This is a genomic window from Betaproteobacteria bacterium, from assembly GCA_016709965.1.
In the GTDB taxonomy this organism is placed as follows: Bacteria; Pseudomonadota; Gammaproteobacteria; order Burkholderiales; family Rhodocyclaceae; genus Azonexus; species Azonexus amarohabitans.
This window is the reverse complement of the sequence record JADJLT010000006.1, coordinates 409417-424310: the sequence shown is the minus strand read 5'-3', so window position 1 is coordinate 424310 and position 14894 is coordinate 409417. Positions and strand designations below refer to the sequence as shown.

Annotated in this window: 14 protein-coding genes; 10 read left to right on the top strand and 4 right to left on the bottom strand. The window is 59.1% G+C overall.

Annotated elements, in window-relative coordinates:
* Nucleotide 1 precedes the first annotated feature (1 nt).
* The 3 genes from IPJ12_16505 to IPJ12_16495 all read left to right on the top strand — a co-directional run bounded on the left by IPJ12_16505 (nt 2) and on the right by IPJ12_16495 (nt 4271).
* Nucleotides 2-2002: a response regulator gene (locus IPJ12_16505; GenBank protein ID MBK7648701.1), complete on the top strand. Its 2001-nt coding sequence runs from the start codon at nt 2-4 to the stop codon at nt 2000-2002.
* Between the two features lie 151 nt (nt 2003-2153).
* Entirely contained in the window at nt 2154-3017 is an 864-nt protein-coding gene (locus tag IPJ12_16500) for a DUF3553 domain-containing protein (protein ID MBK7648700.1), read from the top strand.
* A 243-nt stretch (nt 3018-3260) separates the two neighbouring features.
* Nucleotides 3261-4271: an alpha/beta hydrolase gene (locus IPJ12_16495; protein MBK7648699.1), complete on the top strand. Its 1011-nt coding sequence runs from the start codon at nt 3261-3263 to the stop codon at nt 4269-4271.
* Between the two features lie 184 nt (nt 4272-4455).
* On the opposite strand, the gene IPJ12_16490 is transcribed toward IPJ12_16495, so the two are convergent.
* Together IPJ12_16490 and IPJ12_16485 are read right to left on the bottom strand one after the other, a co-directional pair.
* On the bottom strand, nt 4456-6261 hold the full coding sequence (locus IPJ12_16490; GenBank protein ID MBK7648698.1) for a hybrid sensor histidine kinase/response regulator: 1806 nt from the start codon (nt 6259-6261) through the stop codon (nt 4456-4458).
* Nucleotides 6261-6965 (bottom strand): response regulator transcription factor, encoded by a 705-nt coding sequence (locus IPJ12_16485; GenBank protein ID MBK7648697.1) that lies wholly within the window; start codon nt 6963-6965, stop codon nt 6261-6263. Before IPJ12_16485 ends, IPJ12_16490 begins: the two co-directional genes overlap by 1 nt.
* Before the next feature lie 177 nt (nt 6966-7142).
* On the opposite strand from IPJ12_16485, the gene IPJ12_16480 reads away from it, so the two are divergent.
* From IPJ12_16480 to IPJ12_16465, 4 genes are all read left to right on the top strand, one after another.
* Nucleotides 7143-7523, top strand: a complete 381-nt coding sequence (locus IPJ12_16480; protein ID MBK7648696.1) for a hypothetical protein — start codon at nt 7143-7145, stop codon at nt 7521-7523.
* Nucleotides 7507-7920 carry a hypothetical protein gene (locus IPJ12_16475; protein MBK7648695.1) on the top strand — a complete coding sequence of 138 codons (414 nt, stop codon included), beginning with the start codon at nt 7507-7509 and terminating at the stop codon, nt 7918-7920. The genes IPJ12_16480 and IPJ12_16475 overlap by 17 nt, the downstream gene beginning before the upstream one ends.
* 55 nt (nt 7921-7975) lie before the next feature.
* Nucleotides 7976-8350 carry a hypothetical protein gene (locus IPJ12_16470; GenBank protein ID MBK7648694.1) on the top strand — a complete coding sequence of 125 codons (375 nt, stop codon included), beginning with the start codon at nt 7976-7978 and terminating at the stop codon, nt 8348-8350.
* A 68-nt stretch (nt 8351-8418) separates the two neighbouring features.
* On the top strand, nt 8419-8976 hold the full coding sequence (locus tag IPJ12_16465; protein MBK7648693.1) for a PEP-CTERM sorting domain-containing protein: 558 nt from the start codon (nt 8419-8421) through the stop codon (nt 8974-8976).
* A 95-nt stretch (nt 8977-9071) separates the two neighbouring features.
* Here IPJ12_16465 and IPJ12_16460 read toward each other — a convergent pair whose 3' ends face one another.
* Both IPJ12_16460 and nirJ read right to left on the bottom strand, forming a co-directional pair.
* Complete coding sequence (locus tag IPJ12_16460; protein ID MBK7648692.1) at nt 9072-10670, bottom strand: c-type cytochrome; 1599 nt, start codon at nt 10668-10670, stop codon at nt 9072-9074.
* Entirely contained in the window at nt 10667-11806 is a 1140-nt protein-coding gene (gene nirJ / locus IPJ12_16455; protein ID MBK7648691.1) for a heme d1 biosynthesis radical SAM protein NirJ, read from the bottom strand. The genes IPJ12_16460 and nirJ overlap by 4 nt, the downstream gene beginning before the upstream one ends.
* A 55-nt stretch (nt 11807-11861) precedes the next feature.
* Between nirJ and IPJ12_16450 the strand changes: the two genes are divergently transcribed.
* Genes IPJ12_16450 through IPJ12_16440 form a run of 3 tightly spaced genes read left to right on the top strand, consistent with a single transcriptional unit; the run spans nt 11862 to nt 14793 of the window.
* A complete protein-coding gene (locus tag IPJ12_16450; protein ID MBK7648690.1) occupies nt 11862-12026 on the top strand; it encodes a hypothetical protein in 165 nt (54 codons plus the stop codon).
* On the top strand, nt 12023-14317 hold the full coding sequence (locus tag IPJ12_16445) for an ABC transporter ATP-binding protein (protein MBK7648689.1): 2295 nt from the start codon (nt 12023-12025) through the stop codon (nt 14315-14317). Before IPJ12_16450 ends, IPJ12_16445 begins: the two co-directional genes overlap by 4 nt.
* 5 nt (nt 14318-14322) lie before the next feature.
* Nucleotides 14323-14793, top strand: coding sequence for a DUF1854 domain-containing protein (locus tag IPJ12_16440; GenBank protein MBK7648688.1), 471 nt, complete (start codon nt 14323-14325; stop codon nt 14791-14793).
* The last annotated feature ends 101 nt before the right edge of the window (nt 14794-14894 follow it).

The window sequence follows — 14894 nt, the reverse complement described above, 5'->3', positions numbered from 1 at the left end:
CATGGAAAATCAGCTTGAATTGGACGTTTCATCGACCAATAGCGTCGATTACGCCATTATTTTCAACGCTACCAGCAACAGCATGGCGTTTACCGATGCTGACTCAGGCCGGATCATCGATGTTAACGAGGCATGGATTCGTGCCTTTGGCATCGCCCGTCAGAACGCGATCGGAAAATCGGCGCTGGAACTTGGCCTGTGGGATAACGAGCTTGAACGCGACGGGTGCATGGCTGAACTCGCCCGGCACGGGCGCGTGGTGGATTACCCGGCCACTTTTTGCCTGCAGGCGGCGTTTCGCCCACACCTGATTTCCGGCCAGATCGTGCAGATGTCCGGCCGGCGGCATGTGCTCTGGGAACTTCGCGACATCACACAAAGCAGGCAGAACGAGGCCCATCTGCGTGAAAGCGAAGCGAAGCTGCGGAGCATTCTGGACAGTGTCGATGCCTACATCTACCTGAAGGATCTGCAGGGCAATTATCTGTTTGCCAATGCGCCGGTGCGCAAGCTGTGGGGCGTCGACATGGCAGACCTTGTCGGCTTCGGGGACGAAAAATTCTTCGATGCCGTGACGGCTGCCAACATCCGGGAGAACGATAGTCGCGTCCTGCTCGGTGGCGAAACCCTGAAGGCGGAAGAAACGAATACTGTCATGGAAACCGGGGAGACAGCCACCTATTTCTCGGTCAAGCTGCCTTTGCACAAGGACGATGGCAGCATCTACGCCCTGTGCGGCATCTCGACCGACATCACCCTGCGCAAAAAGGCAGAAATCGAGCAGACGAAGTATCACGCTCATCTCGAAGCCCTGGTCGTGCAACGCACGGCGGAACTTTCCATCGCCAAGGAATCGGCAGAATCCGCCAACATCGCGAAGAGCGCTTTCCTGGCCAACATGAGCCACGAAATCCGCACGCCGCTCAATGCCATCATCGGCATGACTCACCTGATCCGTCGCGCCGGCCTGCCCGACAAACAGGCCGAACGGCTCGAAAAAGTAGACTCGGCCGGCCAACACCTGCTCGAAATAATCAACGCCATCCTAGATCTGTCCAAGATCGAGGCCGGTAAATTCGCTCTCGACGACACCGACATCCCGATCGGCACGCTCACCGCCAATGTTGCGTCGATGCTGAGTGTCGCGGCCGAGGCCAAGAAACTCAAGATTTCAATCGAAAACCACGCCACACCGTATCACCTGCGAGGCGACCCGACGCGATTGCAGCAGGCGCTGCTCAATTACGCCAACAACGCCATCAAATTCACCGAATCAGGCACGATCACGCTGCGCAGCTTTCCTGTCGAAGAGACGGCCGACAACGCACTGATCCGCTTCGAGGTCAAGGACACGGGGATCGGCATCGCGCCGGAAATTGCCGCGCGGCTGTTCAGCGCCTTCGAGCAGGCCGATACCAGCACCACACGCCGTTATGGCGGCACCGGGCTGGGGCTGGTCATCACCAAAAAGCTGGCACAGTTGATGGGCGGCGCGGCTGGTGTCGACAGCACTCCGGGCGCAGGCAGCACCTTCTGGTTCACCGCGCGGCTCAAGAAAGGCCCGGGCCTGCACGACCTGGCCAACGCACCGAAGATCGAATCGGCCGAAGCCATCCTCGGACGCCGCTTTGCCGACAGCCGCATCCTGCTGGTCGAAGATGAGCCGGTCAATCGCGAAATCGCCAGCATGCTGCTCAATATCGTCTGCCCGTCCACTGACGAGGCAGAAGACGGACTGGAGGCCGTGGCCTTGGTGGCAAAGTCCGGCTACGACCTGATCCTGATGGACATGCAAATGCCGAAAATGGACGGTCTGGAAGCAACCAAACGGATACGGCAATTACCGAACGGGCAAGATGTTCCCATCGTGGCGATGACCGCCAATGCCTTCGCCGAAGACAAGAAGCGATGCCTGGACGCCGGCATGAACGACTTCATCACCAAGCCGGTCAACCCCGATCTGTTGTACGCAACCATGCTGAAATGGCTGTCCGGCCGCTAGGGATCGCCGCAGACACTCTCACCGCCGGCCAAAGCTGAATTTCACGGTCAACCGGAAATTTTGCCGAAAAACCAACGATTCGCTATCCGACCCTACCATCGCTGCAATGGTAGAATAGCGTGTTAAGGCAGCAGTGGCAGCGGAGAGCAAGATGAGCACAATTACCCAGGGCGATCGTGTGTTTCACCCCAGCAAGAAGGAATGGGGACTCGGGAAAGTGCTAAATGTAACCCCCGAAAACATTGATATTTTCTTTGTGGGCGCTGGTACCAAGCGCCTGTCGGCCTCATTTGCCGGGCTGGAAAGTGTCGAGGGCCGTACGGCCAAGCACCCCCTTCTTGACAATCTGATCGAAACGTCGCAAATCGACAACGCCAGCTTTGTTACCCTGGTCGCCGCCATCGATCGCTTCCTCGCAAGCTATCCGGAAGGCCTCGAAGGCAAGCGCTACATCAAGGAACAGCGCGAAGCCGTCCTGCGCGGCAACCAGCTATTCATCCAGCTGCTGGACGAACCAGAGCTTGCCGGCCTCATCGCCGAAGGCCGATTCCAGGATATCTGCGATCGCGCCTGCCACATCGAATCAGCCACCGGCCTGCTAACCAAGACCGAGAAAGGCGCGCTTTACGGCGCCCTGAAAGCGCCGTTGAACCAGAAGACATTCGCGCTGGGTCTAGCCGAGTATCTCTACGGCGCCGCCCCGGAAGAGGACCGTTTCAAGCAGTTTGTGCGCACCCTGGGCATCATCGAAATCAGCAAATGGCCATTTGCCACGCTGTTCGGGTACATCCGTTTCCCGAAAGAAAACGTCTTCGTCAAGCCGACCACCGTGCAAAACGCGGCCAAAGCCCTGTGCTGGCGGGTCAATTACAAACCCGAGCCCAACTGGCGCACCTATCTGTCCGTGCAGCGGCTCTACATCCACCTGCGCACCAGCCTCCTTGAAGAAGGCCTGATGCCCCGCGACCTGATCGACGTGCAATCCTTCATCGGCTCGCTCAGCCAGAAGCAATAGGTTCAATGACAACACCCCAGGGAGGCAAATCATTGCTGCCTCGGGATGCCATGGTTTCAACGCTGACATCGCTGCTACTTCGTCGCTGGCGCTCAGGCGAACCCTGTCTGTATTATGATCAACTATTGGGACAGAGCACGAAATGGCATCAACTAGAACTCACGCTGTTGCAGCGAATTGGCGTGTTCCTCGTCTACCAACAAGATGCGGACCATTGGGTTCGTTGAATAATTGTTAGATCGCATGCTCGTCTACCGTGGCTTGAACTCATCGCAAGTTAGCTCGCTCTTTTCTCGCGGCACTCTATTGGCAGCGCTCCTTGCGAGCCTGATTTCAGGTTGCGCTTTCCTGCAAGCACCGACTGTCGACCCTACTCCCCTGGAGCTTGGCCGGCTTCCCTCGCCGGATATCACCGTCGAGCTCCCTCAGTTGGGGCCCTGTACTGATGCGTCGGAGCAGACGCTTTCCCTCGACTCGTCGAAACCGGTGACCATACTGGTGCACGGTTGCAATGGGTCGGCGGGACGATTCCGGTCGCTGGCCCAGCTCTATGCGTTTCATGGCCAGCAGGCGGTCTGCTTCAGCTATGACGACCGGGCGAGCCTTGTGGACAGTGCCGAGCAGCTGACTGCAGCAGTTGGCGCGCTGGCGGGAAAAATGCGCAACCGGGACATCACGGTCATCGGCCACAGCATGGGCGGGCTGGTGGCGAGGAAGGCGATGGAAGGTGAGCGCCGCGCAGATTGGGAGAGCGACGGCTTGAACGTGAATCTGGTCACTGTCTCTGCCCCATTCTCGGGCATTGCGGCTGCGAAACTATGCGGAAATCGTTTTCTGCACTGGGCGAGCCTCGGTTTGGTAGCGCTCTCTTGCCGCGCAGTCACCGGTGACAACTGGTACGAAATCACTGCTTTTTCAGATTTTATCCGCCGCCCCGGTCCGCTGATCGCCTCGGTGCAGCGCTATGTGAAGGTGGTCACTGACGAGCGCGAGACCTGCCGCCGTCGCGACGCAAACGGCGCCTGCCGAGAAAGCGACGACATTTTCAGTCTCGATGAGCAGTACCAGCCGATCATCGACGCCTACCCGCGCCTCACCAATGTTCAAGTTGCTGCGGGCCACGTCGAGATCGTGGGCTACGAGGGCGTCGCACCGCGCCAGTTGATCGCTATCCTGCAGCAGCAAGGTTTGCTGGCCGCCACAGCGGCGGAACGCGAGGGTGCTCTCCAGTTGCTGATCGCCGAGCTTTATTGAAGCCAGGTCGCCGCTAAATATGGTGGCCACCGCCACCTGCGGGCGAAAGCATGATGCAGCGCGCCGGCGCCAGAAGGTTCCTGAGTGCCTGCTTCCCAAAACAGCTTCGGTTTTGTGTTCCGATGCGACCCTTCTCGCTTCGAATTCATCACTGGAACCCGCTTCATCGTCGGCAAGCGCCTTGTTACCGATCAATCGTGTGCAGCCATTGTTCCAGCAATACATGCAGTTGCCGGGTTTCCAGCGGCTTGCGGAGCACCAGATAGCCCTCTCTCTCCGCCTGCTGCAATTCTGCCGAGGCGAACTCGCCGCTGACCATCGCGCCGCTCGCTTCAGGACAACGGCCAAATAGCGCCTTCAAAACCTCAATGCCACTCTCGCCCGAACGCAAACGCTGGTCACACAAAATGGCTTGCGGCACAAAGCCGGCATCCAGCACCGCGAAGGCCTCTGTCGCGGAAGCCGCACAGCGGGCATCGACGCCCCATGCCTGCATCAGGCTGAGCCAGGCCGACGACACCTGCGGGTCATCTTCGACCACCAGACAGGTACCTGCCAGCTGGCGCTGCGCTGAGCGGGCATCAGACTGCTCGGCCACCACTGGCTGCAATGAGGCACCGTCGGCAGCTGGCAGTTGAAGCCAGAAACGCGAGCCACGTCCCTCGACCGAATCAAAACCATACGTCGCGCCCATCATCCCGGCACAGCGCGCCACCACCGCCAAGCCCAGCCCGTGCCCGGCGCTATCGATACGCCAGGCATGTTGATCGCGATAGAACGGCGAATAGATTTTCTCCCTGCCCTCGCCGGCAATGCCCATACCGGTGTCCCAGACTTCCAGCCGCCACGCATCACTATGCCGCCGCGCCCCGAGCACGATCCCGCCGCAGGCGGTATAGCGCAAGGCGTTATGCACCAGATTCACCATCGCCTGCCGCAGCAGCAACGGGTCAGCCAGGACAGCGCCTGGGCGCCGCAATTCATGGACCCGCAAATCGAGGCCGCGGCTCTTTGCTTCTTCGCGGAACAACATCGACACATCCTGCATCAGCGGAGCGAAGGCCACCGGCAAACAATTGACTTCGACCGTACCGCTCTCGATACGCGACAGGTCGAGCAAGGAGTTGAACATCAGGGTCACTGAGCGCACGCTGCGCCGAAGATCGTCCAGCGAAGGCACCAAGGCAGCATCCTGATTGCGATGGGCAATCGACTCAATCAAAAAGCCCATGGCATGCACTGGCTGGCGAAGATCGTGGCTGGCGGTTGTCAAAAACTGATTTTTTGCCTGCAGGGCGGCCTCGGCCTCCTCTTTGGCGACACGATAGCCATCGGCCAGTTTTTTGCTGTCTTCCTCCAGTTGCGCATGCTCGACAAAGAAGCGATGCGAACTCATCGCATGCCGATAGATCGACACGATATAAAACAGGGCCAGGAAAAAGACCACCGGCCATTCATCCGGAAAGGTCCAAGGTATCAGCAGTATGCACCCACCCCACGAGGTCGCAAAAAACCGTTTGAAGGTGCCGATTTCCGGCGACTGGTGCGTGGCGTTTCCAGCCACGATCGCCATTTGGGTGGTGGTCAGCACATAGATAAACGAGTGGGACACGCGCCCGGCGGTGATCAGGGACACCACGCTGACCCCCAAGCCATGAACGATGGCCGCTTTATGCACGATGGCCAGCCATTTTTGCAGCGCCTGCCCCGCTGGCAGTTGATCGATATCGTGCCGGAATGCAGCTTTCTGTCGAACGGCCCAAACATTGCCAACGCCATACGCTGCCAACCACAACAGCATCATCATGATGTCCAGGCCCAGAATGACCATCCAGATCATGAACGGGATGCCGACAAAGGGCATGGCGTGAATACCGAAGACCAGGCGTTTGAAGGCGATACCGAGCAATTGCAGACGGGCCTGATCCGAAAGCACGGTATCGGTGACTTGCCGCTCGGCCACGGCCTTGCCAGCCCAAGCGCTCGACATCATGGATCGATACGACGACCACGCAACAGCGTAATCGCTTCCATTCGGTTAGCAACACCAAGCCTGGCGAGAATATTGGTCACGTGCTCCTTGACCGTCTGTTCGGAAATATCCAGCGCCAGCGCGATCCGCTTGTTCGGCTGGCCGCGCAACATCATGGCCAGCACCTGGCCCTGACGTTCGGTAAGCCCCAGCTCTTGGGGATGCATCGGCAACTCCCGGCGTATCGCCGCGGCCTGTGTCGAATCACTCTCCAGCCTGAACCACTCCCCGCCACTACGCAGCACCGAGACAACCTGTGCGAAGACTTCAGGCGGCTGATTTTTGTGTACAAATCCGTGCGCCCCGGCATCCCTCGCCTTGCGCTGAACCGCGCTATCCTCGTCGCCACTGACCACCAGCAGACGCGTCCCGGCACAGCGCTGCGCCAGTTTGCCCAGCAACATCAGGGCGGCGCCTTCCGGCAGCCAAAAATCGACGACAGCCAACACCGGACAGCCATCGACTTCGATACGCCGCAGGCACGCTTCGCCATCGGCCGCAATTCGGACAACATCAAATCCGCAGTGCGTCGCCAGATATTCGGCGAAGCCACGTGCGACCAGCGGATGGTCGTCAATGACCAGCGCGTAGGGCACCTCGCTTGTTTCGCTATCCACGATTTTTCCGGTCACACTTTTCCATGAATCCCGACAAGTTAGCATTTGTCATAGGTTATCGAAACCCTACTTCGGTTGGGTAGGCATCCGTTTGGCGAAACCGCAGAATTGACACCGGAATAAATGATTGCGGCGCAAATGCCAGCGAGCCCCTTCTTGATCTGCCGGCCGCTACGGAATTTATACAGACTCATGCTGTGAGAATTGGGTTCAGGGATATTCATGAAACATGCCGTTATAACTTTTATCGCCATGGCAGCGGCGCTTTCCGGATGTGCCAGCACAGCCGTGCCGTATATCTATTCACCCGAAGAACGCGCTTACACACCGGGCGGCAATTCGTACCAGGTGGGCGCTACTGGCGAGGTGAGTTATTGCGACGCCGGCTTGGCGCAACTGGTCGCCTCGCGCCGTAAAGAGGCGCTGGCGGCTATTGCCGAAACCTGCCACGGCGAAGAAAACTACAGCATCAAAGGCGAAGGCGGTGGCGGCGCTGGCGGGCGATATGTGGGGAACTTCAAGATCACCCCGAGTTGCACGCGCGGACGCACCATCATTTTCAAATGCCATGGCCCGGAGCCCAAATATGACCGCAGAAAATAGACGCCGGTGTTTGCAAGCGCTGATTGCCAGCCTGCTCTCTATCAGCCTGCTGACCGCCTGCGTCAGCGCCGACAGCCTGCAACTCAGCAACGGCGGTGGCAAAAGCTTCACTGTGCGCGGCAAGAACTATGATCAGATCTGGAAAGCGGCGACGCTAGCCATGAGCACTGACATGAGCATTGTCGAAAGTCATCGGCCGTCAGGCGTCATCAAATCCCGGGTCGGCGCGCCGCCGAGTGGCAAGGTCGTTGGATTTTTCATTCAGCCAACCTCGCCGACCGCCAGCGATTACACCGTCACCATCGTCAGCAAAAAGCCGCTGCAGACCGATTTGGTCGATCGCGACTGGGAGCCTTCGGTGGTTGAGGACTTCAAGGCCGCGCTTGGTTTGCGCTAAGCATGGCCGCAATACATGTCAGCCAACTGTCGAATTTTTATAGCCAAAGATGACTATGACCCCAAACACCACTCATTTCCGCCTTCGCGTCCTCGCCTCGTTTGCTGCCGTCGCCATTTTTTCCGGTTGCGCTGCCCAAGTAGTCAAGGAAGACCATCTCAAACAGAGAACAGCCTTCGCGCTCGGTCTGGATGAAAATGCCTTCACGATTTCGGATCGTGTCGATGACGGTCTGCAGACGCGCTACAGCGTCAAGGCCAACAACGGGCGCAAATACAACTGCTATGTCGAAGGCGCCTTCAGTTTCGGTACCGGTGGCGTGGTCAGTGATGCCATCTGCAAACAAATTGGCGCTAACGGAAAATCGAAAGCCAAGGGTAGCAGCGGGGGCACTTGCAACGAATTGCTGAACGCCGCAGGGCGGTGCTGAGGTGCAGAAAGCATCAATCGCGCGCCCATCCACAACATCAAACCTGATTCACACGAAAGGCAAAGCTCATGAAACAGACTATCGCAGCCGGCATTCTGGCATTGACCTGCGTGGCCGCCACTTCAGCGTATGCCGCGCAAACCGTGGTCGACTTTGAAGACCTGGCGCCATGGAGCACACCTGTCGACGGCTACGGCGGCGCCAGTGGCTGGGGAACCAGCGGCATTGTCTTCGCCAGCGATGGCGAAGGGCGAGGTCAAAGCATGTTCCTCGGCGCATTCATTGGCGAGATCAGCTTCACCAACGCGCCGGTCATCTTTGAAGGCACCTTGTTCAAGTCGTACAACGCTATTCCGAATTTCACGAGCATTGGACTTTACTATCAGGGACAGCGTGTTCACTCCATTCTTGACCCGAAGGCACCACTCAGTCTGGTCTGGGTCGATTCCGGCTACACCGGCCTGGTGGACAAAATCCGTTTTCTCGGGGGCAGCGAGGGTTACGCCATCGACAACCTGACCTACTCCGCTGCGCCGGTTCCGGAGCCGGAAGCCTATATGCTGCTGCTTTCCGGGCTGGGCATCGTCGGCTTTGCGGCTCGCCGCCAGCGCAAATCGGGGCGCTAGCGCCGGATCGACCGCAGCGCGGTGTACTCGCCAGATTCACGGTCTGCCACGGTCAACCGGAAATTTCGCCTGAAAATGAAATTTCCGCTGGCCGCTCAGTGGCTGGTGCCTTCCGACTTGCTGATCTTGTTCCAGACGTTGTATTTGCCGACCGGCTTGTTCATCGGCAGGCGCTTCACTTCCTTGAGCGTTACCGCGTCGTAGATGATGATCGCGCCGTCGGTTTCCCACAGGCTGGCCAGCACGTATTTGCCGTCTTTAGTGAACTCGACGTGGGCGAAGGTTTTGCCCGGTTCGGGTTTCAGTTCGGCGACGATTTCCAGCTTTTCCTTGTCGATGATCTGCATGGTGTCCTTGAAGGCCTTGCTCATCATCGAATCGGTCCACGCGTAGCGGCTGTTTTCGTGGCTGCGCATGAAGAAGCCAGGGCCGTTGGTCTTGATCTGCTTGATCGTCTGCCAGGTCTTCATGTCGATGATGCTGATCAGGCCTTCGTTGAGGTTGGGCGTGGCCATCACGGTCCGGCCCTGCCACTGCCAACTGATGCCGGAGCCGAGGTGTGGCATGCCGGGCAGTTCGAGGTCGGCGATTTTCTTGCGGGCGTCGAGATTGACCACCTGTCCGCTGACAGCGTTCTTGGCGTCGTTGCGTGAGGCACCCATCACCTCGTCGTAGCCCTGCGTGAAGTAGAAGTCATCGAGGTAATCGTCGAGCTGCGTGCGCTGCGGGTTGAGGAAGCCGGGGATGAAAGCGCCCTCCTGATATTTGTAGTCGTGGATCATGCCGGCCGGAATGGCGTCGGCCTTCGGGTTGTACGACACCTCCCAGACCTCTTTCACGTCCTTCAGCGCCGCGACGAAGCTCTGGCGCGGCGAGGCGTCGTAGACGGCCGAGACGCGGGAGCTGGTCTTGCCGTCCTTGTCAGTCACTGGCAGGATTTTCTTGAGGTTCAGGTCGGCATCAAGAATGACCAGGCTGTGCGGCAGATAGTTGGCCACCGCCACCCACTTGCCGTCGCCGGACACCGCCGCGTTGCGGGTATTGATGCCGGCGCGCACCTCGGCGATCACTTTCAGGTTCCACAGGTCGAACTTGGTGATCCAGCCATCACGCGATGCGAAGAAGACGTAGCGGCCATCCGGCGTGAATTTCGGCCCGCCGTGCAGCGCGAAGCGTGACTGGAAGCGGTAGATCGGTTCCAGCTTGTCGCCATCGAGAATGGAGACGTGATGATCGCCAGATTCGACGACGACGAACAGGTTGAGCGGATCGGCCTTGAACTGCGGCTTGTCCGGCAGACTGCCGGGGGCAAAATTGACGATACGCGACGCCTCGATTTCGGTCTCGCCCCACACCGGCATAACCTTGATCGGCGTATAGGCGTAATCAACCAGCGCCTTGATTTCCTCTGCAGACAGCTTGTCGCCGAAACCAAGCATCTGGGTCGCCGGCCGCCCTTCGCGAACAACTTTCTCGGCTTCCGGCTTGCGCAGCCGGGCCAGGTTTTCCGGCAACAAGGCTGGGCCGAGGCCGCCGAGACGGTCGACACCATGGCAGGACACACAGTGCTCCTTGAAGTTGGCGGCCACATCGGCAGCCAGCGCCGGACCCGCCAAAATGGCTGCAATGGCGACTCCCACGGTCAACCGGAAAAAATGGCCAAAAATGAAATTTCCGCTCAGCTTCAAGTTCATAACCCGATTTCCTCGTCAGTCAGGTAGCAGCCAGGATCTTCCGCCCAGGCATCGCCGGTCATCTGCTGGGCACGAACACGGGTGTTGCCGTTGCAGATGCCAAGGTATGCGCACGCCCCACAGCGTCCCTTGACCGCGCGCGGGTGCTGCTTGAGGCCAGCCATCAGCGCATCCGAGGTATCCGGCCAGATTTCGGAGAATGGCCGATCCTTGACGTTGCCGAGGTTGTGGTGCCACCACATGGTGTCCGGATGCACATTGCCGAGATTGTCGATGTTGGCGACGTTGACGCCGGACGAGTTGCCACCCCACTGGCGCAGCTTGGCTTCGACGTGGGCCGCCTTGTCCGGAAAGCGCCGGCGCACCCAGTGCAGGAAATAGACGCCGTCGGCGTCGTTGTTGCCCGTAGTGAATTCTTTGTTCAGGCCGCGCTGTTGGTATTCCCAGCAGGTATCGAAGAGCAGGTCCATCGCCCAGCGCGTCAGCTTGTGCTGGGCGTCGTCCTTGCGATTCTTGTTGCCACGCCCGGCGTAGTTCAAGTGCGAGAAATAAAAGCGGTCGATACCTTCATCCTCGACCAGCTTGAGCAAGCCCGCCAAGTCGTGCGCATTGTCCTGCGTCATCGTGAAGCGGACGCCGATCTTCAGCCCGAGGTCGCGACACAGCCGGATGCCTTTCAGCGACGCCTCGAAGGCGCCTTCCTTACGGCGAAACTTGTCGTGGGTTTCACGGATGCCGTCGAGCGAGACGCCGACGTAATTGAAATCACATTCGGCGATCTTGCCGATATTGTTTTCGTCGATCAGCGTACCATTCGACGACAGCCCGACATAAAAGCCCCGGGCCTTGGCACGCTTGGCGATGTCGTAGATATCCGGCCGTAAGAGCGGCTCGCCACCGGACAGAATCAGCACCAGCACCTTGAAGCCCTTGAGGTCGTCCATCACCGTAAAAACCTGATCAGAGCTCAGCTCGCCGGGGAAATTGGTGTCGGCCGAAATTGAATAGCAATGCTTGCAGGTCAGGTTGCAGCGCCGGATCAGGTTCCAGATCACCACCGGACCGGGCGGATTACGCTTGGGGCCGAGCGCTGTCGGCTCGGCAATTTCCTGCATGTACTGAGAGATTCGAAACATTTCAAGCCTTTATCTGGGATCGTCACTATTGCACCCGAAGCGCTGCCATCAAACCTTGACGTGCATCAACCGGATAAATCGTGATGGCGTCGTCGAGTCCCGCGTATCGCCCGAAGTCGCCGACGCAAACACTTTTCATCCTGCTGTGGTCGACGAGATCAATCTCTCGAATATGCCGTTCAGCGGCTGCCGCATTCGTTACGATATACTGGCTGGATGACCGCAAACGCCCCCTCCCCAGCCAGCAACGAACTGGCGCTGCCCAGCCACTGGGCCTCCAAAGTAGAACCCAAACTGGCCAATGATGAAAAAATCCAGGCTTGGCTTGAAATCGACCTCGACAACCGGCTGCAGTTTTCTGCCGGGCTGGTCCTAGTCACCAACCGACGCCTCCTTGCTTTCGCTCCGGGCAATAACAACGGTGAGGAATATCCGCTGCGCAGCGGCCTGACGCTAAACCATCATGACCAGGCCGGCGTTGGCTCGCTGGAACTGGTTGGCGAAACCGGTCTGCTCGCTACCTGGCGTTACACGCTGGCCAAGAACCTGGCCGCCCTGCGCGTCATCAATGAATTCGACCTGCACCGCGATAGCATCGTCAGCGGCCAGCCCGTAGCGCGGGCAACCGAGGATTGTTGTCCCAAGTGCAAAGTGCCGCTGCCACCCGGCGAAGACGAATGCCCGGTATGCAATCGCGAATCGACGGTTGCGCCTTCCACGTGGACGCTGTTCCGCCTGTGGCGTTTTGCCCGCCCTTATCGCTGGCAGCTATTTACCGGTTTTGCCCTGACTTTGGCGTCGACCGCAGCTACTCTGGTGCCGCCCTACCTGACCATGCCGCTGATGGACGAAGTGCTGATTCCCTTCCAGAACGGCAAGCCGATCGACTGGCCGCTGGTCAGCATGTACCTCGGCGGCCTGCTTGGCGCCGCCGTGCTGGCCTGGGGCCTGGGCTGGATTCGCACCTACATCCTGTCGCTGGTCTCCGAGCGCATGGGCCGCGACCTGCGCACGCAAACCTACGAACACCTGCTCGGGCTGTCGCTGGAATATTTCGGCGGCAAGAGAACTGGCGACCTGATGGCGCGCATCGGCAGCGAAACCGACCGCATCAACATCTTCCTCTCGCTCGACCTGCTCAACTTTGCCACCGATGTGCTGATGATCGTGATGACCTCCGTCATCCTGCTCAGCATCAACCCGTGGCTGGCGCTGGTCACCCTGATACCGCTGCCGATCATCGGCTGGCTGATCCACGTCGTGCGCGAAAAGCTGCGCACCGGCTTCGAGAAGATCGACCGCGTCTGGGCCGAAGTAACCAACGTGCTGGCCGACACCATCCCCGGCATCCGCGTCGTCAAGGCCTTTGCCCAGGAAAAGCGCGAGGGCGAGCGTTTTCGCACTGCCAACGAGCATAACCTGACGATGAACGACAAGATCAACAAGACTTGGTCGCTGTTCACGCCAACCGTCACCTTGCTCACTGAAATCGGCCTGCTCGTCGTCTGGATTTTCGGCATCTGGCAGATTTCCAAAGGCAACAGTTCGGTCGGTGTGCTTACCGCCTTCCTCGCCTACATCAGCCGCTTTTACGCTCGTCTGGATTCAATGAGCCGCATCGTTTCGGCCACCCAGCGCGCCGCATCCAGTACCAAGCGCATTTTCGACATTCTCGACCACGTCTCCAGCGTGCCAGAGCCGACCAACCCGGTGCATTTGAGCAAGGTTACCGGCCTGCTTGAATTGAAGAAGGCCAGCTTCCGCTACGGCACCCGTTCGGTTACCCGCGACGTCGATCTGGTTATCCAGCCCGGTGAAATGATCGGCCTGGTGGGTCATTCCGGCTCCGGCAAGTCCACGCTGGTCAATCTGATCTGCCGCTTCTACGACGTCTCCGAAGGCCAGGTGCTGATCGACGGCGTCGATGTCCGCTCCGTGCCGGTGGCCGAGTTCCGCCAGCATATCGGCCTCGTGCTGCAGGAGCCCTTCCTGTTCTTCGGCACCATCGCCGACAACATCGCCTACGGCAAGCCGAACGCCACGCGCCAGGAAGTGATCGCTGCCGCCCGCGCCGCCCATGCGCACGAATTCATCCTGCGCCTGCCGCATGGCTACGATTCACTGGTCGGCGAACGCGGCCAGGGCCTGTCCGGCGGTGAGCGCCAGCGCATCTCCATCGCCCGCGCCCTGTTGATCGACCCGCGCATCCTGATCCTCGATGAAGCCACTTCTGCCGTCGATACCGAGACCGAGAAGGAAATCCAGAAGGCGCTCGACAATTTGGTCAAGGGCCGCACCACAATTGCCATCGCCCACCGCCTGAGCACGCTGCGCAAAGCCGACCGACTGGTCGTCATGGATCGTGGCCGGATTGTCGAAATTGGCAACCACGATGAATTGATGGCCATAGAAGGCCATTACTACAAGCTCTACATGGCCCAGGCCCGCAACGTCGATACCGAGCCGGAGCTGCCCCGCGCCCCCGATCTTCCCAAAACCATTTCCGTCTGATCGCCATGGCCAACACAAAATTTCAACTACAACGCGATAGCTACGGTCGACTGGTATTAACAGCCGAAAACGGTGATGTTCACGTAGGAGTCACGCCGGTACGTGCTTTCCCCATCGCTGCCCCTAACGAGGGTTTGTCGCTGGTCAATTACGAAGGCCACGAAGTGGCCTGGATCGACAGCATCGCCGACCTCCCGCCAGCTATCGGCCAGCTTATTGAGTCCGAACTGGCCAGCCGCGAGTTCGTACCGGAAATCGAGTGCATCGAGGCAGTCTCCAGCTTCGCCTGCCCGAGCACCTGGCAGGTTGTGACCAATCGCGGCAAGACCGAGCTGCTACTGAAGGGGGAGGAGGACATCCGACGCCTGTCGCAAACCCGGCTGCTCATCGCCGACAGCCACGGCATCCAGTTCCTGATCCGTGACCAGACCCAGCTCGACCGCCAAAGCAAGAAGCTGCTCGATCGTTTCCTGTAAACCAGCGCCTGTAACGCCCTGTACCAAGTTGTGACATTTTTTCGTCGCGGGTAATCCGCGACAGTGCGAAAGCGTTAATAATCTCAAGTTGCCCCATAACA